Source organism: Agrobacterium sp. SORGH_AS 787 (genome assembly GCF_030819035.1).
Taxonomy (GTDB): Bacteria; Pseudomonadota; Alphaproteobacteria; order Rhizobiales; family Rhizobiaceae; genus Agrobacterium; species Agrobacterium larrymoorei_B.
Genome location: NZ_JAUTBG010000002.1, coordinates 495,490 through 519,998 on the forward strand (window position 1 = coordinate 495,490; position 24,509 = coordinate 519,998).

Sequence of the window (24,509 nt, forward strand, 5' to 3'; positions counted from 1 at the left end):
GGAGGACTCGAGCGATGAGTGAAAAGAGAATTCAGCCTCTGGCACGTGATGCAATGGCTTACGTCCTCGCAGGCGGGCGCGGCAGCCGCCTGAAGGAACTGACCGACCGCCGGGCAAAGCCTGCGGTCTATTTCGGCGGCAAGGCGCGCATCATCGATTTCGCGCTCTCGAACGCGCTGAACTCCGGCATTCGCCGCATCGGTGTCGCCACGCAGTACAAGGCGCATTCGCTGATCCGCCACCTGCAACGCGGCTGGGACTTCTTCCGTCCCGAGCGTAACGAAAGCTTCGATATTCTGCCCGCCTCCCAGCGCGTTTCGGAAACGCAATGGTATGAAGGCACCGCAGATGCCGTCTATCAGAACATCGACATCATCGAGGGCCACAATCCTGAGTATATGGTGATCCTCGCCGGCGACCATATCTACAAGATGGATTATGAATACATGCTGCAACAGCATGTGGATTCCGGCGCGGATGTGACGATCGGCTGCCTGGAAGTCCCGCGCATGGAAGCGACCGGCTTCGGCGTCATGCATGTCAACGAAAAGGACGAGATCATCGCCTTCATAGAAAAGCCCGCCGATCCTCCGGGCATTCCGGGCAATGAAGACTTTGCCCTTGCCTCCATGGGCATCTACGTCTTCCACACCAAGTTCCTGATGGAATGCCTGCGCCGCGATGCCAGCGACCCCAATTCCAGCCGCGATTTCGGCAAGGACATCATTCCCTATATCGTCGAACACGGTAAGGCCGTCGCCCACCGCTTCGCCTCCTCCTGCGTCCGCTCCGATTTCGAACACGGGCCCTACTGGCGCGATGTCGGCACCATCGATGCCTATTGGCAGGCCAATATCGACCTCACAGATATCGTTCCGGATCTGGACATCTACGACAAGTCCTGGCCGATCTGGACCTATGCCGAGATCACGCCACCGGCGAAATTCGTCCATGACGATGAAAACCGCAGAGGTTCGGCGGTCTCCTCCGTCGTCTCGGGCGACTGCATCATCTCCGGTGCCTCGTTGAACCGAAGCCTGCTGTTTACCGGGGTGCGCGCAAATTCCTATTCGCGCCTTGAGAATGCCGTCGTGTTGCCGAGTGTAAAGATCGGTCGTCACGCGCAGCTGAGCAACGTCGTCATCGACCACGGCGTCGTCATCCCGGAAGGGCTGATCGTCGGCGAAGACCCGGAACTCGATGCCAAGCGCTTCCGCCGCACGGACAACGGCATCTGCCTGATAACGCAATCGATGATCGACAAGCTGGACCTGTGAGCCTCATGAATGTTCTTTCGGTCACATCCGAAATCTATCCGCTGATCAAAACCGGCGGTCTTGCAGATGTTTCCGGCGCGCTTCCCATCGCGCTGAAAGCATGCGGTGTGCACACCCGCTCGCTGATCCCCGGCTACCCCGCCGTTAAATCCACGGTCAAGGATGCGCATAAGGTCGGGGAATTTCCCGATCTTCTGGGCGAACATGCCGATATTCTGGCAGGCGAGCATGAGGGTCTGGACCTCCTGATCCTCGACATTCCCTCGCTCTACGACCGCCCCTCCGGGCCCTATCTCGATTCCACCGGCAAGGATTTTGCCGACAACTGGAAGCGTTACGCGGCCCTTTCTCTTGCCGCTGCCGAAATCGCCGCAGGCAAGCTGCAGGGCTGGCAACCGGATCTTCTTCATGCACATGATTGGCAGGCCGCCATGGCACCGGTCTATATGCGCTATGCAGAGACGCCGGAAATTCCAAGCCTGCTGACAATCCATAATATTGCCTTTCAGGGTCAGTTCGGCGCCAATATCTTCTCCGAACTGCGCCTGCCCGCACACGCTTTCTCCACCGAGAGCATCGAATATTATAACGATATCAGCTTCCTGAAGGGTGGCTTGCAGACGGCGACGGCGCTCAGCACCGTCAGCCCGTCCTATGCCGAGGAAATCCTGACCCCGGATTACGGCATGGGGCTCGATGGCGTGATCCGCAGCCGCGCCCATGTGCTGCATGGCATCGTCAATGGCATCGATGCCGAGGTTTGGGATCCGGCGATCGACCACCTGATCCAGGAAAATTACTCAGCCGCCAACCTCAAACTGCGCGCCATCAACAAGGCCGCCGTTGCCAACCATTTCCGCGTGGACCACGATAGCGGCCCGCTCTTCTGCGTCATCTCCCGCCTCACCTGGCAAAAGGGCATCGACCTGATTGCCGAAGTCGCCGATGACATCGTCGAGATGGGCGGTCGTCTAGTGGTGCTCGGTGCAGGCGAAATCGCGCTGGAAGGCGCACTGATGGCGGCGGCCACCCGCCATCCGGGACGCGTCGGCGTCGCCGTTGGCTATAATGAGCCGCTCTCGCACCTCATGCAGGCCGGATGCGACGCCATCATCATTCCCTCCCGCTTCGAGCCCTGCGGCCTGACCCAGCTTTATGCGCTGCGCTATGGCTGCATTCCCGTCGTTGCGCGCAACGGGGGCTTGAACGATACCGTGATCGATGCCAATCACGCTGCTGTTTCCGCGAAGGTCGCGACCGGCGTCCAGTTCTCGTCCGTCACCGAGGACGGGCTGCGCCAGGCGCTCCGCCGCACTATGCGATATTACCGAGACCCGAAACTGTGGACGCAATTGCAGAAGCAGGGGATGAAATCGGATGTTTCCTGGGAAAAGAGCGCAGGACTTTACGCCGCGCTTTACACCCAACTTACGTCGAAAGGCCATTGAATGTCGATCAAGACCGTCCAGACCACGCCATTTCAGGATCAGAAACCCGGAACCTCCGGCCTTCGAAAGAAAGTGCCGGTTTTCGCGCAGGAGAACTACGCGGAAAACTTCATCCAGTCGATCTTCGACAGTCTCGAAGGCTTTGCCGGTGAGACGCTGGTGATCGGAGGCGATGGCCGCTATTACAACCGCGAGGTCATCCAGAAGGCGATCAAGATGGCCGCAGCCGCAGGCTTCGGCAAGGTTCTGGTCGGCCAGGGCGGCATTCTCTCCACGCCTGCCGCGTCCAACATCATCCGCAAATACAAAGCCTTCGGCGGCATCGTGCTCTCGGCCAGCCACAATCCCGGCGGCCCGAACGAAGATTTCGGCATCAAGTACAATATCGGCAATGGCGGCCCGGCCCCTGAAAAGATCACCGACGCCATCTTTGCCCGCACCAAGTCCATCGAGACCTACCGCATCGCCGAGGTCGCCGATATCGATCTCGACCGGATCGGCACCAGCGACGTTGCCGGCATGCAGGTGGAAGTCATCGATCCGGTGGCCGATTATGCCACGCTGATGGAAGAACTCTTCGATTTCGGCGCGATCCGCGATCTGATCGCTGGCGGCTTCAAGGTTGTGGTCGATTCCATGAGCGCGGTGACCGGCCCCTATGCGGTCGAAATCATCGAAAAGCGTCTTGGCGCACCGGCAGGCTCTGTCCGCAACTCCGTGCCGCTGCCGGACTTCGGCGGCCATCACCCGGACCCGAACCTCGTTCACGCCAAGGAACTCTATGACGACGTGATGAGCCCGGAAGGCCCGGATTTTGGCGCCGCCTCCGATGGCGATGGCGACCGCAACATGGTCGTCGGCAAGGGCATGTTCGTCACACCGTCGGACTCGCTTGCGATCATCGCCGCCAACGCCAAGCTCGCACCGGGCTATGCCTCCGGCATTTCCGGCATCGCCCGCTCCATGCCGACGAGTGCTGCCGCAGACCGCGTGGCGGAAAAGCTCGGCATCGGCATGTATGAAACGCCAACCGGCTGGAAGTTCTTCGGCAACCTGCTCGATGCGGGCAAGGTCACCGTCTGCGGCGAGGAAAGCTTCGGCACCGGCTCCAACCATGTGCGCGAGAAGGACGGTCTCTGGGCCGTGCTCTTCTGGCTGAACATCGTCGCTGCCCGCAAGGAAAGCGTCAAGGACATCGTCACCAAGCATTGGGCCGAATATGGCCGCAACTACTATTCGCGCCACGACTATGAAGAAGTCGACAGCGACGCCGCCAACACGCTGGTTGCAACGCTGCGCGAAAAGCTCGCGACGCTTCCCGGCACCACCTATGGCAATCTGAAGGTCGAAAAGGCCGACGATTTCGCCTATCACGATCCGGTCGATCAGTCGGTCAGCAAGAACCAGGGCATCCGCATCCTCTTCACCGGCGGCTCCCGCATCGTGCTGCGCCTCTCCGGCACCGGCACCTCGGGCGCCACGCTGCGCCTCTATGTCGAGCGCTATGAACCGGATGCGGCCCGCCACAATATCGAAACCCAGGAAGCGCTTGCCGACCTGATTGCCGCGGCGGATACGATTGCCGGGATCAAGAAGCATACGGGCCGCGACGCGCCGACGGTGATTACCTGATCTGCGGCTGGCGGGGTGGGTTATAGTCCGCCTCCCTTTTGCGGGTGGCCGCCCCCCTCTGCCCTGCCGGGCATCTCCCCCTCAAGGGGGGAGATCGGCCAAAGGCAAGCTCCCGCCTCATATCGAGCTTGGTGAGTGAAGAAACCTCCTCACGGAGGTAGCGAGAAAAGCGAGTGGCCAACCCCAACCCGATCTCCCCCCTTGAGGGGGAGATGTCCGGCAGGACAGAGGGGGTCCTAAAGAATCAGCCCCGACGCAACTGCCCCACCAACAAGACCGCGGCGCAAGCCCCCACCCACAAACCACCAAAGGGACCAGCCCATGCCAAACCAAGCCGCTTTCCCCCAAGGTGCAGTCCCCTTAACCGCAGGCACCGAGTTCTCCGTCTACTCCCAGCACGCCACCAAGATCGAGCTCTGCCTCTACGACGCGACAGGCAACACCGAAACCGCCCGCCTCCCCATGCAACGGGGCGAAGACGGCATCCACCGTCTCACCGTCCCACAGGCCCCAATCGGCACCCGCTACGGCTACCGCGCCCACGGCACCTATACCCCGGATCAGGGCCTCTGGTTCGACCCGGCCAAGCTGCTGCTCGATCCTTACGCAACCACGATCGATCGTCCGTTCCAGAACCACAAAAGCCTCTTCACCTTTGGCGAAGACACCGCCGCCGTCATGCCCAAGGCGATCGTCTCCAACGACATGCCCGTCACGCCGGAACCACCCCGCTTCACCCGCACCGGCCTCATCTACGAAGTCGCGGTCAAGCCCTTCACCATGCTGCATCCTGAGGTGCCGGAAGCGATCCGCGGCACGGTCGCAGCGCTTGCCCATCCCGCCATCATTGCGCATCTGCAAAAGATCGGCGTCAGCGCCGTCGAACTCATGCCGATCACCGCCTGGATTGACGAGCGGCACCTACCGCCGCTCGGTCTCACCAATGGCTGGGGTTACAATCCCGTCGGCTTCATGGCGCTCGACCCGCGGCTTTGCCCCGGCGGCATAGCGGAACTGCGTAATACGGTCGCCAAACTGCACGAGGCAGGCATCGGCACCATCCTCGATCTCGTCTTCAACCATACCGGAGAGAGCGACCGCTTCGGCTCGACGCTGTCGCTACGCGGCCTCGACAACCTGACCTATTATCGCCCTCTGCCGAACGATCCCGGCACGCTGATCAACGACACCGGCACCGGCAATACGCTCGCCTGCGATCACCCACAGGTCCGCCATCTCGTCATCGAAACGCTCCGCCATTTCGTCACCCATGCGGGCATCGACGGCTTCCGCTTCGATCTCGCTCCCGTGCTTGGCCGCACGGCGCAGGGCTTCGATCCGCAAAGTGAAACCTTGCGCCAGATGCACGAGGACCCGCTTCTTGCCGATCGCATATTGATCGCCGAACCCTGGGATATCGGCCCCGGCGGCTACCAGCTCGGCAACTTTCCCCCCTCCTTCCTCGAATGGAACGATCGGGCCCGTGACAATATCCGGCGTTATTGGCGAGGTGACGATCACACAATGGGGGCGCTTGCCGATGCGCTGGCCGGTTCCGCCCCGCTCTTTTCGCGCAACGGGCAAATGGAAACCCGCAGCGTCAACTTCATCGCCGCCCATGACGGCTTCACGCTTTTCGATCTCGTCTCCCACGCCCACAAGCACAACGAGGCAAATGGCGAGGAGAACCGCGACGGGCACAATGACAACCACTCCTGGAACAACGGCGTCGAAGGCCTGACCGACGACGCCTCAGTCAACGCCGCCCGCGTCGCGGACATCAAGGCGCTGCTCGCCACCCTCTTCGTGACGCGCGGCACGGTGATGCTGACGGCGGGTGACGAAGGCGGGCGCAGCCAGCGTGGCAACAACAATGCCTATGCCCAGGATAACGAGATCACCTGGGTGGATTGGGCGGCGATGTCGCCGGACCTGATTGATCACACTGCCTTTCTGGCGAAGCTTCGCCAGCGCTTCGCAGCCTTCAGCGAAAGCAGTTTCTTCTCGCCCGAAAGCGGCGAGATCGAATGGCTCTCCCCCTTGGGCGACCCCATGCGCGACGAGGACTGGAACCGCGCCGATGCCACGACCTTCGCCATGGTGCTGAAGACGCTTGACAGAGAGACCGGCAAGACGGTGCGCCTCGCCACCCTCTTCAACCGCAGCCGCAGCGCCATTCCCTTCACCCTCAAGGGTGACGGCTGGAAGCCGCTCGGCGTTGATTTCGGCGTGCCCGCCTGGCTGCCGCCCCGCTCCGTCGTCTTCTATCTTGGTGATTGATTGCCGCCTCAAGGCCGTCCTATAACGGAATTCGATTTTTAAAAGAAAGAGTTGCCGTGAAAGACGTATCGCTTGCTGAGGTAAAGGGTTTGGTCGGCACGGAAGTGGGCGTGTCGGACTGGATCACCGTCGACCAGGCCATGATCGATGCCTTTGCCCGGGCAACGCTGGATGACCAGTTCATCCACACAGACCCGGAACGCGCCAAGGCTGAAAGCCCCTTCGGCGGCACGATTGCCCATGGCTTCCTGACACTCTCGCTGCTCTCTGCCATGAATTACAGTGCCCTGCCGAATATCCGTGAGCAGACCATGGGCATCAATTACGGCTTCGAGAAAATCAACTTCGTCTCGCCGGTCAAGAGCGGCGCGCGTGTGCGTGGGCGCTTCACCCTGGCCGAGGCCCGCTTTCGCGGCGGCGCCATGCTGATGATGACCTATGACGTGGCGGTCGAGATCGAAAACGAAAAGAAGCCTGCACTCACCGCCCGCTGGATCACCATTTCCCAGTTCGACCCGAAGGACAGGCCGGAAGACTGACCAACACGTTCAACGGAGAAGTCATGCCCGAAGCAATCGTTCGAGCGGCGTTCCTGACCCAGGCAGACGCCTGCGACGGCCTGGGCTCACCCTTTACCGCAAGGCTGTGCCGGCTGCTCTCCGAAAAGCTGGAAACCACCCAGGGCGCCATCGCCCATACCCTCCTCACCTGGCCCGGCCCACCCGGCCCCAGTGACGATTCCGTGCCGCTGCGCATCGCAGGCGCGCTGCATGCGCTGGTGCTCTCAGAAAGAATAAGCCCGCTCACCGAACTCCCCGACAACGCCCTCTGGCCCGCCGTTCAGGAAGCGTTCCAGCAGCACGAGGCCTTCATCCTCGAGCGTCTGACATCGCCACCCCAGACCAACGAAGTCCGCCGTTCCGCCGCCCTGCTGCCCGGCCTCTTCATCGTCGCAGAGCGCATCGGCAAACCGCTGATCCTCTCCGAAGTCGGCGCAAGCGTCGGCCTCAATCTCCAGCTCGACCGCTATCGTTACCGCCTCGGCGAAACGGAATGGGGACCGGAAAGCGCCGTTGTCCTCTCTCCCGAATGGCGCGGTACGGTGCCATCGGCCCCGAGCAGTTTCACCGTCCTCGACCGCGCCGGCTGCGACCTCAACCCCTTGAACCCTTCGTCGCCCGACGACCGCCTGCGCCAGCTCTCCTATATCTGGGCCGACCAGAAAGACCGGCTTGAGCGCACGCAAAATGCGCTCAGCATCGCTGCGGAAAACCGCTTACAGGTGGAAAAGGCAGACGCCATCGACTGGCTGGCAAAGCGGCTGGAAACCCCAAAAACAGGTGCGGCCCACATCGTCTTCCACTCCGTCGCCTGGCAATATTTCCCCGACGCCCTCAAACAGAAGGGTGAAGCGCTGATCGCCGAGGCCGGAGCCCGCGCAACGACAGATGCCCCTCTCGCCCGCCTCCAGATGGAAGGCGACGGCCAACAGCGAGGTGCAGCCCTCACCTTGCAAATCTGGCCCACGGGTGAGAAGCAGGAGATCGGCCGAGCGGACTTTCACGGTCGCTGGGTGGAATGGCGCGGATGGGTGAAATGAGCGCTTCAGCTGGTAGCCGATGGAGGGACCGAAACAAGCCGCGGTTCATCTTGTAGCTGCAGTTGCGTTATGCGGCCACCACACCTGTGCGCCGACCATGCCGAGCATAAGCACTTGAAGTGATTTGTTCTTAGGGCCCCGGAACTCTCACGCCTTTCCTTGCGTTACCGCCATTATTGTTCGGGGGAACTCCATATGGCGCACAACGTCACGCAACCGGATGATGCAGGCGAGCAAAGCACGGAGCTCAAACGCGTCATGGGGCCGGGGCTGCTTCTTCTCTTCATCGTCGGCGATATCCTCGGGACCGGCATTTACGCACTGACCGGGCAGGTCGCGGCCGAAGTTGGCGGGGTCGTCTGGTTGCCCTTCCTCATTGCCTTTGGCGTCGCGCTGCTGACCGCCTGCAGCTATCTCGAACTGGTGACGAAATATCCACGCGCTGCAGGAGCTGCGCTTTATACGCACAAGGCCTTCGGCGTTCACTTCATCACCTTCCTCGTCGCCTTCACCGTCATGTCGTCCGGTGTCACCTCCGCCTCGACAGCCTCCCGCGCCTTCGCCGCCAACTTCGCCACCGTCACCGGCTTTGATTTCGGCGGCTTTGGCGTGACCGGCATTGCCATTGCTTTCATAGTGGCCGTCGCGCTGATCAATTTCCGCGGCGTCGGTGAAAGCGTGAAGATGAATGTGGTACTGACCGTCGTCGAACTGACGGGCCTGCTGCTGATCATCGGCATCGGTTTCTGGGCGATCGGCAATGGTCAGGGCGATGTGTCGCGCGCCTGGACCTTCCAGCCGGCGGGCGAGCATGGCGTCATCTGGTCGGTGGTGGCCGCAACGACGCTTGCCTTCTTCGCCATGGTCGGCTTCGAGGATTCCGTCAACATGGCGGAAGAGTGCAAGCAGCCCGCCCGCATCTTCCCGAAAGTGCTGCTCGGCGGCCTCGTCATCACCGGCGTCATCTATATTCTGGTTGCCATTTCCGCCATCACCCTCGTCCCCGCTGCCGAGCTCGGCGAAGGCGAAACGCCGCTGTTGAAAGTGGTGCAGGCGGGTGCGCCAAACTTCCCGATCGGCATCTTCGCCGTCGTCACCATGTTCGCGGTCGCCAATTCCGCCCTGATCAACATGATGATGGCAAGCCGCCTGATCTATGGCATGAGCCGCGAAGGCGTGCTTCCACCAGCGCTCGGCAAGGTCCATTCCGGCCGCCGCACACCCTTTGTGGCGATCATCTTCACCTCGCTGATCGCGGTTGGTCTCATCGCCTTTGCCGGTGGCATTCCGGCTCTCGGTGGTACAACGGCTCTCCTTTTGCTCGGCGTCTTCACCATCGTCAATGTCGCGGTGCTGGTGCTGCGTAAGGACAAGGTGGCGCACAAGCACTTCCGCACACCAACCATCCTGCCGGTGCTGGGCGCCATCAGCTGCTTCTTCCTCGTCGGCCCATGGACCGGACGCGATCCGGTGCAATATTCGATTGCGGCAGTGCTGCTCCTGATCGGCGTCGTTCTCTGGGCAGCAACGGTGGGCTTCATGCGGGCACAGGCGAAGTCGGCTTAGCGGCACAACAACGCTTGCTATCTGCGTCGCCCATGATAGATCGGAATTCCGGCCTCATTTTCAAAAGGAAAATACCATGCCGGAATTCCCCACCCTCATGCTCTTTGCCGCCGCAGCCCTGGTGCTGACGGCAACACCCGGTCCCGATATGCTGCTGATTGCCTCGCGCAGTGTCAGCCAGGGCCGCTCCGCAGGTTTTCTGACCTATGCCGGAATAGCCGCCGGGACCTATTGCCACGCGATTGCCGCGGCCTTGGGCCTCTCGCAATTGTTTCTGACGGTGCCGGTCGCCTATGAGATCGTCCGCTGGGCAGGTTGCGCCTACCTCTTCTATCTTGCTGTCAAAACCTTGCGCTCACAGGGCTCAGGCTTTTCGCCGACAGCAAGCTTGAAACGGCTGTCATCTAGACGGATTTTTCTGGAAGGTCTCGCCACCAACATCCTCAACCCGAAAATGGCGCTTTTCGTCCTGGCGCTCTTCCCGCAATTCATCAATCCGGATGGCAATGCGCTCGTCTTCCAGATGATGATCCTCGCCACCATCCTGAACGGCATCGGTTTTCTGGTGAATGGCACCGTGATCCTTCTCGGCAGCAATATCCGCCAGCGGCTTTCCGGTATCCGCCGCTTTCCCAGACTGCCACAATATCTGCTGGCAGGGGTCTTTGCCGGGCTCGCCTGCCGGCTGGCGCTTGGATCAAGGCAGTAGAAAAAACGGGAAAAGGCTGCTCGTCAGGACTAGAGCGTTTCCTTGTTAAATAGAAACAGTTCTGTTGGTTCAAACGGGATCGACTGATTGTCCGGAGGGCGCGCGCCGTAGCCAAAGCATACGGCCAAGCCGTCTGGGCAAGCAGGTGGCCCGTTTCAACCAACCCGAAGGGCCGGGCATTTTTCCGCCAGGCTCAAAGGCGATCGGCTCGACCGTACCTTTAGGTATGCCCTTCGCCAATCGCCTTTGCCCTGACGGAAACCTGCTCCGGCAGAACGTTTCTATTTAACAAGGAGACGCTCTAGGGGCAAAACCCAACCTGCGTCATCCTCGGGCTCGGCCCGAGGATCCATCTTTTCAACGACTTAGGGCGCTCTGAATGCCTCAGCGCGCGCCTCAAGCGTCCCGCGAACCCTCGTCCAGCAAACCGAACACATAGTCCGCAAAGGAGCGCCAGCATTCGACGCGGAACGTGTCATCCGTCACGCGCAGCAGCACCACCTCCGCCTTGCCGAAGACCGTGCGGGTGCAGGCACCCACCGGGAAGGCGGCGAGAGACAGGTCCTGCGGGCAGCCGGCATTGATCGTCGTTTCCGCACCGGGACCGGAGACGATGATGGCGAGGTTGCGGTGGGAGACGTCGGTTGCGGAAAACAGGCCGGTGGTGCCGGAAAGGGCTGCCATCAGGTCGGCCTCGCCCTGGTCGATCACCAGCCACTCATCCGGGCCGATCCACAAAGCGGAGCGGAGACCGGAGGTGACGGAGGTTTTCGGGCGGGTCGGCAGCGCAAGCTCGAGCGCCTGGGAGACCGCTTCCACCGCTTCTGGACGCGCACGCAGCACCAGCCGGTAGGCCGGGGCCGCGGGCTTGATGGAGGCTCCGGCGGAACCGCCATGGACGCCATCGAGAACGAATGTACGCTTTGCTGTTGCCAAATCAGCCATTGATCCGGCCTCCTTCCTTGTCGAAGAACACCATGTCCGTCACCTCGACTGCAATCGTCTTGTCGGCAAGCGGAATGTAGAGGGTCTCACCCATCCGCGCCCGACCATCGGCCACCAGACCGAAAGCAATCGCGCGGCCGAGATTTTCGGACCAGTAGGACGATGTGACGTGACCGAGCATCGTCATCGGCTTGGGTGCATTCGGATCGACGACGATCTGGCCGCCCTCTTCCGGCACCTCATGCGCGTTCTTCGGCAGAAGGCCGACGAGCTGCTTGCGGCCGCTGCGGGTCAGATCCGGGCGCCGCAGGCCGCGAATGCCGACGAAATCCGTCTTCTTCTTGGAGACGGCCCAGCCAAGGCCGGCATCGTCAGGCGTGACCGTACCGTCGGTATCCTGGCCGACGATGATGTAGCCCTTTTCGGCGCGCAGCACGTGCATCGTCTCGGTGCCGTAGAGGCAGCCGCCGACGGCCTTCGCCCGCTCGGCAATCGCCTGCCACACGGCCGGGCCGTAATCCGCCGGCACGTTGACTTCGAAGCCGAGTTCACCGGTAAACGACACGCGGAAAAGACGTGTCGGCACACCGCAGATCTTGCCTTCCGCCACCGCCATATGCGGGAAGGCTTCCGGCGACAGGTCGATACCTTCCACCAGCGGCGCAATCACCTCGCGCGCCTTCGGTCCCTGTACCGCAATCACCGCCCATTGTTCGGTGGCAGACGTCAGCCAGACATTCAGATGCGGGAATTCCGTCTGCAGATAGTCTTCCATGTGGTGCAGCACGCGTGGCGCGCCGCCCGTCGTCGTCGTCACGTGGAAGCGATCTTCCGCCATGCGACCGACAACGCCGTCGTCATAAACGAAGCCGTCTTCGCGGGTCATGATGCCATAGCGGCAGCGACCGGGCTTCAGCGTATCCCAGGCATTGGTGTAGAGCAGGTTGAGGAACGTCGCCGCATCCGGGCCGACAACCTCGATCTTGCCGAGCGTGGAGGCATCGAAGACGCCAACGCTTTCGCGCACCGTCTTGCATTCGCGGTTGACCGCCTCATGCATGTCTTCACCCGCACGCGGATAGTACCAGGCGCGCTTCCAGTTGCCGACATCCTCGAATGCGGCACCTTCTGCTTCTTCCAGAGCATGCATCGGCGTCTTGCGGGCCGGGTCGAACAGCTTGCCGCGCGAATGGCCGACCAGCGTACCGAAGGTCACCGGCGTATAGGGCGCGCGGAAGGTGGTGAGACCGACCTTCGGCAGATCGCGGCCCAGCGCTTCCGATGCGATAGCAAGACCATGCATGTTGGACATCTTGCCCTGGTCGGACGCCATGCCGTTGGTGGTGAAGCGCTTGATGTGCTCGATGGAGTGCATGCCTTCGCGCACGGCCAGACGGATATCCTTGGCACAGACATCGTGCTGGAAGTCGATGAAGGCCTTGACGCTGTGGTCGGCACCGGCACCTTCGGCCGCACCGATCATGCCGCCCGTCCAGGTGTTGGCGTTGCTGCCGGAGATGGCAACCTCGCCGCCGCCAGCCGCAGCCGCTTCGGAAAGCAGCGCGGAGAGATCGTCGGTGCCATTGCAGGCGCCGATGGACACGCCATCCTGCACATGCACGTCCGGCAGGAAGCGCTGGTTGGCAGCATCATATTTCAGCTTGCCGCGGGACTGCGAGAAGAGATGGACGGATGGCGTCCAGCCGGCCGACACGATCAGCGCATCGACAGCAATCTTGCGCTTGCCCGAACCGCCATTGCGGCCAACGGTCATGGAGGTGACGCGAAGGCGGCCTGTGGTGTCGTAAACGCTGTGGCCAGCCAGAACCTCGATGCCAAGCGCGCGCGCCTCGTCCAGAAGCTTGGCGCTCGGGTTGGGACGGCAATCGACGATCGCCGCGATCTTCACACCGGCGCGCATCAGGTCGAAGGCGGCCTCATAGGCGCTGTCATGCGCGGTATAGACACCGACATTATGGCCGACAGCCACGCCATACTGGTTAAGATAGGTGCGTGCAGCGGACGCCAGCATGATGCCGGGGCGGTCGTTATTGGCAAACACCATGTGGCGCTCGATGGCGCCCGTCGCCATGATCATCTTCTTGGTGCGCACCTGCCATAGGCGCTCGCGCGGCTCATGCAGCGCAGGCGATGCAAGGTGGTCGGTGACGCGCTCGGCAAGGCCGATGAAGTTGTGGTTATAGTAACCGAAAACGGTGGTGCGGGTCAGAACCTCCACATTCGGCATGGCCTTCAATTCGGCAAGCACCGATTGCGCCCAGTCATAGCCATTCTTGCCATCGATCACGGTGCCGCTTTCGAAACGCAGCGCACCGCCAACCGTCGGGTTCTCATCGACCAGAATGACCTTCGCACCGGTCTTGGCTGCGGAGAGCGCCGCCGTCAGACCAGCAGCGCCGCCACCGGCCACCAGCACGTCACAATGGGCAAAGCGGCTGGCATATTGATCGGTGTCGCCCTGCTTCGGCGCACTGCCGAGACCGGCGGCGCGGCGGATGATCGGCTCATAAAGCTTGTGCCATGCCGCCTTCGGCCACATGAAGGTCTTGTAGTAAAAGCCCGCCGCAAAGAAGGGCGAGAAGAAATCGTTGATCGCGCCGACATCGAAGGACAGCGACGGATAGCGGTTCTGCGACGAGACGATCGCGCCGTCGAAAACTTCCTGCACCGTGGCGCGCACATTCGGCTGGCGGCGCGACGCATCGCGCGACACGTCGATCAGCGCATTCGGCTCTTCCGGACCGGCGGAGAGAAAGCCGCGCGGACGGTGATACTTGAACGAGCGGCCGATGAGGTGCACGCCATTGGCAAGCAGCGCCGAGGCAACGGTATCGCCCTGGAGCGCCGTATAGCTCTTGCCGTCGAAGTTGAAGCGGGCGGTGCGGGCAGGCGTCAGGCGGCCTGCACCCTTGATACGGTAAGCGCCGCTCATCGGGCTGCTCCTTCGCTGGCTTGCAGAAGCGAAGCCTCATCCGGCTTCGGCTCGCCTGCCTTATATGTCAGGTGGAACTTGTCGGTCACCGAATGGCGCGCCGCATTGAAGAAGCGGCCGCAGCCATGGATATGGCGCCAGCGCTCATAGACCATGCCCTTGTCGTTATCGCGCATGAAGAAATATTCGGCAAATTCCTCATCGGAAATGCCTGCGATGTTTTCCGGGCGGGCGATATGAGCCTCACCAGCCCAGCGGAACTCCAGTTCAGAGCGTTCTTCTTCGCAATATGGACAACGGATCAGCAGCATGATGGTCCCTCAAGGAGAGCTTGCCGGAACCATCGTTCCGGCGGGTTGGTCACACAGGCGCTTTCCCATGGTGATGTAGGGGGAGAGCCTGCTTGTCAGATATTCAAAATTCGCGGAGGGCCGAAGCGCGTCGCTTCGCCCCTTGACGCAACGTCGTCAATGGGCAACCGCCGCGGCTGCCGCCTCGTCGATCAACCGTCCGGTGCGGAACCGGTCGAGGTTCAGACCCGCCGCCAGCCGGTGCGGCTCGCCACGCGCAATCAGATGCGCGAAGAGATGCGCAGACCCTGGCGTGGCCTTGAAGCCGCCCGTGCCCCAGCCGCAATTGACGAAGAGATTCGGCACCGGCGTCACGCTCTGGATCGCCGAACGATCCGGTGTGTTGTCGGTAATCCCGCCCCACTGGCGCATCATCTTCACACGCCGGAAGATCGGGAAGAGTTCGCAGATGGCGTCCAGCGTATGGGTGATGATCTGCAAGCCGCCGGTCTGCGAATAGGAATTGTACTGGTCGGTACCGGCACCGATCACCAGCTCGCCCTTGTCGGACTGCGAGATATAGGCATGCACGGTGTTGGACATCACTACGCAAGGAAAGATCGGCTTCAACGGCTCGGAGACGAGCGCCTGCAACGGGTTGGAGGCAAGCGGCACGCGCACATCGGCCATTTTCATGATGACGGAGGAATGACCGGCAGCGGACACGCCGATCTTCTTCGCGCCGATGAAGCCGCGATTGGTTTCCACACCCGTCACCGCGCCATCGGGACCGCGACGGATCGCGGTAACTTCGCAGTTCTGGATGATGTGGACGCCGCGATCGGACGCCGCGCGGGCATAGCCCCAGGCCACCGCATCGTGACGCGCCGTGCCGCCACGGCGTTGAAGGGCCGCACCGTTGATGGCGTAGCGGGCGTTCGCGGAAATATCGAGCGGCGGACAGTAGGCCTTGGCCTCTTCCGGCGTCAGCCATTCATTATCGATGCCGTACAGGCGGTTGGCATTGATATGGCGCTTGAAGGACTGCTGGTCATGCACATTGTGCGACAGCATCATCACGCCGCGCGCCGAATACATGACGTTATAGTTCAGATCCTGGCTCAAGCCCTCCCACAATTTGAGTGAGTGCTCATACATATCCATACTCTCTTCATAGAGATAGTTGGAGCGGATGATGGTGGTGTTGCGGCCGGTATTGCCGCCGCCGAGCCAGCCCTTTTCCAGAACGGCAATATTGGTAATGCCATGTTCCTTGGCCAGATAATAAGCGGCACCAAGACCGTGGCCGCCGCCACCGATGATGATGACGTCATATTCCTTGCGCGGCTCGGGAGACGCCCATTGGGCATCCCATCCCTTGTGGGCGCGCATTGCCTCGCGAGCCACGGCAAAAACAGAAAATTTGCGCATTCGCAAGCAACTCCCTGAAGACACGCTGGATTATTCCGGCTGAGACCTATGAATGGCAAATATGCGCAGTGTGCAGTGTTCATTTTGCGACGCCGCAACATGATTGTTTTGACATGCGCCATAACTTTCTTGGCACCCCCCTCAGCACCCCTTGTATTTTCGCCAAGAGACACAGTTAACGGCTGGACTTCAGGGAAACGATCTGATATTGCACCACACCAATCGCGCGGCCAACCCGGCCACACGAACGATTTTTTGTTTGCCTGCGAATGCCTTTATTCGCAAGGCAAGATAACCAACCTAAAGGAACGGGATTCACGTGCAGGTACTAGTCCGCGATAACAACGTTGATCAGGCGCTTCGCGCTCTCAAGAAGAAGATGCAGCGCGAAGGTATCTTCCGCGAAATGAAGATGCGCGATTACTACGAGAAACCTTCGCAGAAGCGCGCTCGCGAAAAGGCTGAAGCCGTTCGCCGCGTTCGCAAGCTGGCTCGCAAGCGCATGCAGCGCGAAGGTCTGATTGCTGCTCCTCGCGCGAGCCGTTAATAGGCCGTCTTTTCGACGTTTTTGAATGCTTATGGGGCGGGGGCGATTTTTTCGCCGCCGCTCTTTGACTTTGCGCCTATCTGAATTCGCTTGCACGATCGGGCCTTGCATAATTGGCTCCGCATGATCAGCCTTGAGAGGGAACCCATATCGCATGAACGCTGTTGATACCCGTGAATCCAGACGTCCTTCCGCCCTCTCCCACGGCGTATCTCAGAGAAAAACCATGCGGCTTTCGTCCACCTTCATCCTCTGCGGCATGGTTGCGGCTCTTGCCGGCTGCGCCACCACCACCCAGACGAACGACGTGTTCCAGATCGACCGTGCCCAAGGATCCGAGCAGAACATCGCCTCGCTGACGTCGGTCATCAATGCCAACCCGCAGGATCCCGAAGGCTACAATGTCCGTGGCTCGGCCTACGGTCGCGCCGGTGACTCCAAGCGCGCCATTGCCGATTTCAATCAGGCCCTGAAGCTCAACCCGCGCTTCTACCAGGCCTACGCCAACCGCGCGCTCGTCTACCGCAACATGGGACAGCAGCAGCAGGCGCTTCAGGATTACAACAGCGCGCTGCAGATCAATCCGAATTACGACGTGGCGCTCATCGGCCGCGGCAACCTCTACCGCCAGACCGGCCGCACCAACGAAGCCTTCAACGACTTCACCGCCGCCATCAACACCGATACGACCGATGGCCGCGCCTATCACAATCGCGGTCTGATCTACCAGCTGCGCAACCAGCACAGCCAGGCGATCGAAGACTTCTCCAAGGCCATCTCGCTCTCGCCCAACTCGCCGGAGCCCTATAATGGCCGCGGCATTTCCTACGTGGCACTGAACGACGACGAAAACGCCTTCGCCGATTTCAACCACGCCATTGCGCTGGATGACAGCCGTGCCGAATCCTGGGCCAACCAGGCGCTGGTCTATGAGCGCCGCGGCGAACGCGACAAGGCGCTGAAGTCCTACAACCACGCCGCCCGCCTCGACCCCAAATACAAGCCCGCCGTCGACGGCCTCGCCCGCATGCGCGGCGCTGGCGCGTCGTAAACCTTCCTCCGAACGCCATCCGTCCTTCCGGACGCCACAGTCAAAGACGCGAATGGCTATTCTTCCGTGTACTCTGTCATATGAGGCAGGCGGGTTTCCTTCCGTGCGACGTTGATGCGAAGCTGAACCCCTCCTCCCCGTCATCCTCACCCTTGAGGCGAGGATCCACGACCCGACCGTTAAGCACTTGGAAGCATGGATCCTCGGGTCAAGCCCGAGGATGAAGATTGAGAGGTTTTCTCTTTCGGTCGCCCCACCTCTCTTCTTTCTGGTAGCTCTGCCCGAGAGGTTCTACACCCCCCTCTGTCCTGCCGGACATCTCCCCCTCAAGGGGGGAGATGTCCGGCAGGACAGAGGGGGGTAAGCCCCAGATTCAGAACTTAAAAGGGATCGCCCCCAGCTTGTTTTGTCATGCAGGCTTGGCATCGCCTTCGGCCTCGGCCTTCGCCTCTGGCTCAGACTTCTTTTCCTCCGGCTTGATCCGGAACCATGTCACGTAAAGCGCCGGCAGGAAAAGCAGCGTCAGCACCGTGCCAACCACGATACCGCCCATCATCGCATAGGCCATCGGGCCCCAGAAGACTTCGCGTGAAATCGGGATCAGTGCCAGTGTCGCCGCCGCCGCGGTCAGCATGATCGGGCGCATGCGGTGTTCGGTCGCCTCGATCACCGCATGCCAGGCGGGCATGCCTTCCTTGCGCAGATCCTCGATCTGCACGACGAGAATGACCGAGTTTCGGATGAGGATGCCGATCAGCGCCAGAATGCCGAGGATCGCCACGAAGCCCATTGGTGCTTTGCTGAGAAGCAGTGCCGCCACCACGCCGATCAACGCCGTAGGGGCCACGGCAAAGACCAGGAACAGACGGCTGAAGCTTTGCAGCTGGATCATCAGGATCGTCGCCATGGCAAAGAGCATCAGCGGTGCAACGGCGGCAATCGGCCCTTGCGCCTCGGCGCTCGATTCCACCGCGCCGCCGATCTCGATCTTGTAACCCACCGGCAGCGTCTTGATGAAGGCATCCACCTGCGGCTGAAGCTGGGTAACGATCGTCGCAGGCTGGGTCGGGCCCTTGATCGCGGCTTTCAGCGTGATGGTCGGGATGCGATCGCGCGATGCGATCATCGCCTGTTCCACATCATAACGCAGGTTTGCCACCGCCGAGAGCGGGATCAGCTTCCCGTCCGAGCCTGCAATCTGCAGGTTCTGCAGCGTCTCGATCGAACCGCGCTCATCGGCCGCTGCGCGCCCAATCACGTCGATGAGGTAGATATTGTCGCGCACCTGCGTGGCGCTCGATCCTTCCACGATGCTGTTCAGCACGGTGGCGATATCTTCCGAACTCACGCCAAGCTGGCGGGCCTTGTCCTGCAACACATCGACCTTCACCACGCGCGATGGCTCGTTCCAGTCATAGATCATGTTGGTCAAGAGCGGATGCTGGCCGACGACACCGGCAAAGCGCATGGAGATGTCCCGCACCTTCTGGATGTCCGGTCCGCTGATGCGGTACTGCACCGGCTTGCCGACCGGCGGGCCGATATCGAGCAGCTTCACGAAGGCATCGGTGCCGGGGAAGGTCTCGTTCAGATATTTCTGGAAATCACCGCGCACGCGGTCACGCGCTTCCAGGCTCTTCGGCACGATCACCGTCTGGCCGAAGAAGACGTTCTGGCTCTGCACGTCGAAGGACAGAATGAAGCGCGGCGCGCCCTGCCCCACATAGGTCGTCCAGTGGTCGATATCGGGATTATTGGCGAGCTTGTCCTGCTCGAACTTTGCCATCTGCCGGTTGGTCTCGGCAATCGAGCTGTTCTGCGGCAGGTTCCAGTCGATGATCAGTTCGGGACGGTCGGAGCTTGGGAAGAACTGCTGCTGCACCAGACCCATGCCCGCAACGGACACGCCGAAGACACCGATCGTCAACAGAATGGTCACCCAGCGCCAGCGCATGGCGGTCGTCAGCAGGCCCGAGAAGATGGTCGCAAACCGGCCCTTTTTGTCGTGATGCTTCTTCATCTGCTTGGGCAGCATCAAGACGCCGAGAAGCGGGGTGAAGAGCACCGCGACGATCCACGACACCAGTAGCGAAACCGCAATGACGACGAACAGCGTAAAGGTAAACTCGCCCGCCGCACTGCTGTTGAGACCGATCGGAATGAAGCCCGCGACGGTGACCAGCGTGCCGGTCAGCATAGGGAAGGCGGTGGACGTATAGACATAGGTCGCCGCCTTGCGCAGGTCGTCGCCCGCCTCCAGCCGCGCCACCATCATCTCCACCGCAATCATCGCGTCATCCACGAGAAGGCCGAGCGCGATGATCAGCGCGCCAAGCGAAATGCGCTGAAGCGAAATGCCGGAATATTCCATGTAGACGAAGGTGATGGCCAGCACGAGCGGAATGGAGACCGCCACCACCAGACCGGCGCGAAGCCCAAGGCTGATGAAGCTGATGATGAGAACGATCGCCACCGCCTCGAAAAGCGCGTGGGTGAAGCCGGAGACCGCCTCCTCCACCACCGCCGGCTGATCGGACACGCGGTTGACCTCGACGCCGATCGGCAGGTCGGCGACGACCGCCTTGATGTGCTCGTCGACGGCCTCACCGAACTCCAGCAGGTTGGCACCGGCCCGCATGCCGATGGCAAGACCGATGGCCGGCTTGCCGTTGTAACGGAAGAGTGCTGTCGGCGGATCGACATAGCCGCGATGGATCGTCGCCACATCCGTCAGCGGGAAGAAGCGATCATTGACGCGCAGATTGATCGATTCCAGGGCGTTTTCCGAGGCGAATTGCCCGCCCACACGGATGGCAATGCGCTCCGGCCCGGCAGTCACGAAACCGGATTGGGTGACCGCATTCTGCGCCTGCAAGGTGGCGATGATCGCCTGACGATCGATGCCGAGCGCTGCGATCTTGCGGGTGGAAAACTCCAGATAGATCGCCTCGTCCTGCGCCCCGATAATGTCGACCTTGCCGACATTCTCGATGGTCAGGATCTTGGAGCGCGCATCTTCCACCAGATCGCGCAGTTGCCGTTGGGAAAGCCCGTCGCTGGTGAAGGCAAAGATGTTGCCAAACACGTCACCGAAGCGATCGTTGAAGAACGGCCCCTGCACACCGGAGGGAAACTCACCCTTGATATCGGAAATCATGTTGCGGACGCGGCGCCATGTCGGCTCCACATCCCGCGCCTTGGTGGTGGGCAGAAGCTCGAGAAAGACGGTGGTCTTGCCGGCGGTGGTTTCGCTGCGGGTATAATCGAGCGATTCCAGCTCCTGCAACTTCTTCTCGATACGGTCCGTCACCTGACGGCTGACCTCTTCCGCCGTCGCGCCCGGCCAGGCGGCGGAGATCACCATGGTCTTGATGGTGAAGTTCGGATCTTCCTCACGCCCAAGATTGAGATAGGAAAAGACCCCGGCGATCAGGAAGACGATCATGAAATAGGAGACGAGCGAGCGGTGCGCCAATGCCCATTCGGAGAGATTGAACTTTTTCACTGTACGCGCTCCTGATCGATGCGAATGGACTGCCCGTCCTCAAGCGAGTTGACGCCTGCAATAACGACGCGCTCCCCCGGCTTCACGCCCTCCTTGATGACCACATAGCCATAGGCATTGGGCGGGCCTTCCAGCACGACCGGACGAAGCGTCACCTTGGCGGCGGCCTCATCGACGATCCACACGGCAGTGTCCTTGTCACGCGTGCGAATGGCCGTTGCGGGCAGCATCAGATTGGGTTTGGAGGCGATGCTGGCCGAGGCGCGGATCACCGCACCCAGCCGGAAGGCATCACCCGGATGGTCGAGCGCAATCTTCGTGCGGCGCGTGCGCGTGGCGGTATCGGCCTGCGGCGCGATCTCACGCACCGTGCCCGTTACCCGCACCTGCGGATCGAGTTGCAAGGCAACATCGAAAGGCGTGCCAAGCTTCAACTGCTCAGCAATGGACTGCGGCACGTCGATCACCGCATCGCGCTCATCGGGCTTGGCAATCGTCACCACCACCTGGCCGACGGTCACGACCTGGCCGAGTTCTGCCGAGGTTGCGGTCACCACGCCATCGAATTCGGCGGCAAGCTGGGCGTAACCGAGCTGCTCATTGGCCTTGTTGAGATTGGCCTGCGCCCGCGCCACAGAGGCGCTCGCGGTCTTCAGACCTTGTTCCGCCTCTTCCAATGCGGCCCGCGTGCCGGAGCGTGTTTCGGCAAGCTGCAACTGGCGTTGCTGCGTGCTCTGCGCATTGCGAAGCTGCGCCTGCGCATTGGAAAGATCCGACTGGGCGCTGCGAACCGCAAGCTCCAGCGATGTCGGATCGATGGTAGCAATGACCTGCCCCTTCTCCACGAGATCGCCGACGCTGACGGTGCGCGAGGTCAGCCGCCCCAGCGTGCGAAAACCAAGCTGCGCCTCAAAACGCGGAGTGACCGTGCCTGCAAAGCTCAGAGACTGGGTCGGCACTTCCTTCGCCACCACCGAGAGCACAGGGCGCGGTGGCGGCGGAGCCTCGGATTGATCCTCGCTGCAACCCGCAAGCAGCAGCCCCGACAGAAGGAGGGTCGCGATATGGGTTCTCATCATCGTGCTGCCACCTTCTCGAACGCGACCTTTTCATCCGGGCGGAGGAATTTGGCCCCCTCCGCCACGACGCTCTCACCGGGCTTCAGCCCCTGCTTGACGATGAAATGACCCGTTTCATAATCTTCGACCTCGATCACACGCAGCGCCACCTTGGACGAGGCCGGATCGACCACCCAGACGGCAGGCTTGCCATCCTTGGAAGACATCGCCGACCACGGCAGTACCATCGCGGCCTCCGGCTCATAGAGGAAGTTCCCCTGCACGGCTGCGCCGAGCGGCATCGGAACGTCAACGCCAAGCCCCACCTTCACCTTTACCGTTCCCGTGGAGGAATCGATGGTGGGCGAGATCTCGCGGACCTTCGCGGTCACCTGCCGCCCCGGATCGGTCAGAAGCGTGATCTTCACCTCGGGCTGAATCTCGCGGCCGAGGAAGAGCGTCTCCACCACCTCGAAGATCGCATCGCGCGGTCCGTCCTGCGCCAGCGTGAAAATGGCCGAGGCCGCCTGCGCCACCTGGCCCACTTCGGCATTGCGCGCAGTGATCACACCATCCTGATCGGCCTTGAGCTCCGTATAGGACAGCGCTTCCTTGGCGCTGCCAAGCTGGGCTTCCGCCGCCCGCTCGCTGCCTTGCGCGGTCGAAAGCGCCTCCTGCGCCTGATCCAGCGCCGAGCGTGGCGTGACCTGCGTTTCGAAAAGTTTCTGCTGACGGGCAAAGGCCAGTTCCGCCTGGATGCGCTGCGCCACGGCTGCCTCGAGATTGGCCTCAGCAACCGCCAGATCTGCCTGCTGCTCTTCGGCATCGATGCGCGCCAGAACTTGGCCCGCTCTCACATGGTCTCCGACATCGACCTGACGATCGATGATCTTGCCGCCCACCCGGAAAGAAAGATCGGTCTCGACGCGCGCGCGGATTTCACCGGTCACCGCCCCGCCGGAGACGACCTGGCTGTTCTCAACCGTCACCACCCGCACCTGTCTAAGGTCCGGCTCTCCTCCATCTTCCTTTTGACTGCACGCGGTCAAAAAACCGGCGCTCGCAATCAGGAGAACGCTCAAAATTTGCTTCATGGGTGGCTGCTTCATGGCTGGGCCTTATCATCGAGATGTCGGGAGTGCGTATATTTGACTGACCGGAAAGTCAATGATAACTTCTTGTCCACGGAACACAAAAAAGCTGTGCGTGGTTTTGCGATAACGATATGCGATAAAACAAATCCGGGAAGCGAATCTGGAAGATCGCAGTTTGCTTTAGAGCTATCGATGCCGAATGAATGGGATGCCGATCACCGATGTTTAAGCTGTGCCAATCCAAGGTGGGAAAGAAACTGACGCGCGCCGAGCAGAAGCAACTCCGCCCCGCTCAGATCCTGGACGCAGCCTTCACCGAATTCGTCAAGAACGGTTATGCCGCAACACGGGTCGAGGATATCGCCAAACATGTCGGCGTCACCAAGGGCACCGTCTATGTGTATTTCGAGACCAAGGAAATCCTCTTCGAAGCCACCATCCGCCACGCCTCGACGTCCTTCGCCGATATCGTCAAACATACCAACACCCACGAAGGCACACCCGCGGAGCGGCTGAGATCCTTGCTCGCAGCCCTGTACGCCCATCTGCGCAGCGACAGCGAAAACCGCGAGGTGCTGAAGCTGATCATCTCCGAAGGCCAGAAATTCCCCGACATCGTCGCGCGCCACGAACAGCACGTCTTCCAGCCGCTGATGGACAGGGTGACCGAACTCGTCAAGGAAGGTGCCGCCATCGGCGAACTGAGAGACGACTATCTGGCCTTTCCCGAACTGATCATCTCGCCGCTGATGACGCTCGCGGTTCTCAGGATCATCTTCGATGAGCGGCTGGAGATGGATATGGACGCCTATCTGAACGCCCATCTCGACCTGTTGATGAATGGTCTTTTGGTGAAGAAGGGCGGGGAAGGTTGAGGGCGGGTCGGCGAGCAGGGGTCGCGATAACGAAAGATGCACCGACGCTGACAGGGGAACTGACGCCAACGCAAGAGGCAGTCAGCTTCCTTGATCTCTTCTCTGGGACTGGTTTGCGCCAAAAGGAGACATGATCTGGATCGACGTTGACGGCTTAAATGTGGCCGGAAGCGGACTATCCGGTTCCGGCGTCTGCGATGAGTTAGCCGCCGTTGGGCGTCAGTGACCTCCGCGTCCGCCCCCACCCA

At 61.2% G+C, this 24,509-nt stretch carries 18 protein-coding genes; 11 read left to right on the forward strand and 7 right to left on the reverse strand.

Annotated elements, in window-relative coordinates; translation table 11 throughout:
• The first annotated feature begins 14 nt into the window (after positions 1-14).
• The 8 genes from glgC (at position 15) to QE435_RS11935 (ending at position 10,512) form a co-directional block, all read left to right on the forward strand.
• The gene (gene glgC, locus QE435_RS11900) at positions 15-1,277 is read left to right on the forward strand and encodes a glucose-1-phosphate adenylyltransferase (RefSeq protein WP_306934366.1); all 1,263 of its coding nucleotides are present in this window, start codon (positions 15-17) and stop codon (positions 1,275-1,277) included.
• A gap of 5 nt (positions 1,278-1,282) precedes the next feature.
• On the forward strand, positions 1,283-2,725 hold the full coding sequence (gene glgA, locus QE435_RS11905) for a glycogen synthase GlgA (RefSeq protein WP_309771743.1): 1,443 nt from the start codon (positions 1,283-1,285) through the stop codon (positions 2,723-2,725).
• On the forward strand, positions 2,726-4,357 hold the full coding sequence (locus QE435_RS11910; protein WP_306934368.1) for an alpha-D-glucose phosphate-specific phosphoglucomutase: 1,632 nt from the start codon (positions 2,726-2,728) through the stop codon (positions 4,355-4,357). It begins immediately after the preceding gene.
• Positions 4,358-4,678: 321 nt separating this feature from the next.
• Positions 4,679-6,637 carry a glycogen debranching protein GlgX gene (gene glgX, locus QE435_RS11915; RefSeq protein ID WP_349041500.1) on the forward strand — a complete coding sequence of 653 codons (1,959 nt, stop codon included), beginning with the start codon at positions 4,679-4,681 and terminating at the stop codon, positions 6,635-6,637.
• Positions 6,638-6,693: 56 nt separating this feature from the next.
• Entirely contained in the window at positions 6,694-7,176 is a 483-nt protein-coding gene (locus QE435_RS11920) for a MaoC family dehydratase (RefSeq protein WP_349041501.1), read from the forward strand.
• A gap of 23 nt (positions 7,177-7,199) precedes the next feature.
• Entirely contained in the window at positions 7,200-8,237 is a 1,038-nt protein-coding gene (locus QE435_RS11925; protein WP_349041502.1) for a DUF2332 family protein, read from the forward strand.
• A gap of 195 nt (positions 8,238-8,432) precedes the next feature.
• On the forward strand, positions 8,433-9,803 hold the full coding sequence (locus tag QE435_RS11930) for an APC family permease (protein ID WP_349041503.1): 1,371 nt from the start codon (positions 8,433-8,435) through the stop codon (positions 9,801-9,803).
• 76 nt (positions 9,804-9,879) lie between these two features.
• Positions 9,880-10,512, forward strand: coding sequence for a LysE family translocator (locus QE435_RS11935; RefSeq protein WP_349041504.1), 633 nt, complete (start codon positions 9,880-9,882; stop codon positions 10,510-10,512).
• Between the two features lie 396 nt (positions 10,513-10,908).
• Here QE435_RS11935 and QE435_RS11940 read toward each other — a convergent pair whose 3' ends face one another.
• From QE435_RS11940 to QE435_RS11955, 4 genes are all read right to left on the reverse strand, one after another.
• On the reverse strand, positions 10,909-11,457 hold the full coding sequence (locus QE435_RS11940; protein ID WP_349041505.1) for a sarcosine oxidase subunit gamma: 549 nt from the start codon (positions 11,455-11,457) through the stop codon (positions 10,909-10,911).
• Positions 11,450-14,410, reverse strand: coding sequence for a sarcosine oxidase subunit alpha (locus QE435_RS11945; protein WP_349041506.1), 2,961 nt, complete (start codon positions 14,408-14,410; stop codon positions 11,450-11,452). Before QE435_RS11945 ends, QE435_RS11940 begins: the two co-directional genes overlap by 8 nt.
• The gene (locus tag QE435_RS11950; protein WP_309771754.1) at positions 14,407-14,721 is read right to left on the reverse strand and encodes a sarcosine oxidase subunit delta; all 315 of its coding nucleotides are present in this window, start codon (positions 14,719-14,721) and stop codon (positions 14,407-14,409) included. Before QE435_RS11950 ends, QE435_RS11945 begins: the two co-directional genes overlap by 4 nt.
• 156 nt (positions 14,722-14,877) lie before the next feature.
• Complete coding sequence (locus tag QE435_RS11955) at positions 14,878-16,131, reverse strand: sarcosine oxidase subunit beta family protein (protein ID WP_062427831.1); 1,254 nt, start codon at positions 16,129-16,131, stop codon at positions 14,878-14,880.
• A 319-nt stretch (positions 16,132-16,450) separates the two neighbouring features.
• On the opposite strand from QE435_RS11955, the gene rpsU reads away from it, so the two are divergent.
• Together rpsU and QE435_RS11965 are read left to right on the forward strand one after the other, a co-directional pair.
• Positions 16,451-16,678, forward strand: coding sequence for a 30S ribosomal protein S21 (gene rpsU / locus QE435_RS11960; protein WP_027675524.1), 228 nt, complete (start codon positions 16,451-16,453; stop codon positions 16,676-16,678).
• Between the two features lie 226 nt (positions 16,679-16,904).
• Positions 16,905-17,729, forward strand: coding sequence for a tetratricopeptide repeat protein (locus tag QE435_RS11965; RefSeq protein WP_349042847.1), 825 nt, complete (start codon positions 16,905-16,907; stop codon positions 17,727-17,729).
• A 409-nt stretch (positions 17,730-18,138) separates the two neighbouring features.
• Here QE435_RS11965 and QE435_RS11970 read toward each other — a convergent pair whose 3' ends face one another.
• Genes QE435_RS11970 through QE435_RS11980 form a run of 3 tightly spaced genes read right to left on the reverse strand, consistent with a single transcriptional unit; the run spans position 18,139 to position 23,386 of the window.
• Positions 18,139-21,234, reverse strand: a complete 3,096-nt coding sequence (locus QE435_RS11970; protein ID WP_349041507.1) for an efflux RND transporter permease subunit — start codon at positions 21,232-21,234, stop codon at positions 18,139-18,141.
• On the reverse strand, positions 21,231-22,313 hold the full coding sequence (locus tag QE435_RS11975) for an efflux RND transporter periplasmic adaptor subunit (protein ID WP_349041508.1): 1,083 nt from the start codon (positions 22,311-22,313) through the stop codon (positions 21,231-21,233). Before QE435_RS11975 ends, QE435_RS11970 begins: the two co-directional genes overlap by 4 nt.
• Positions 22,310-23,386, reverse strand: a complete 1,077-nt coding sequence (locus QE435_RS11980; protein WP_349041509.1) for an efflux RND transporter periplasmic adaptor subunit — start codon at positions 23,384-23,386, stop codon at positions 22,310-22,312. Before QE435_RS11980 ends, QE435_RS11975 begins: the two co-directional genes overlap by 4 nt.
• Before the next feature lie 221 nt (positions 23,387-23,607).
• Between QE435_RS11980 and QE435_RS11985 the strand changes: the two genes are divergently transcribed.
• Positions 23,608-24,261 carry a TetR/AcrR family transcriptional regulator gene (locus QE435_RS11985; RefSeq protein WP_349041510.1) on the forward strand — a complete coding sequence of 218 codons (654 nt, stop codon included), beginning with the start codon at positions 23,608-23,610 and terminating at the stop codon, positions 24,259-24,261.
• Positions 24,262-24,509 lie beyond the last annotated feature (248 nt).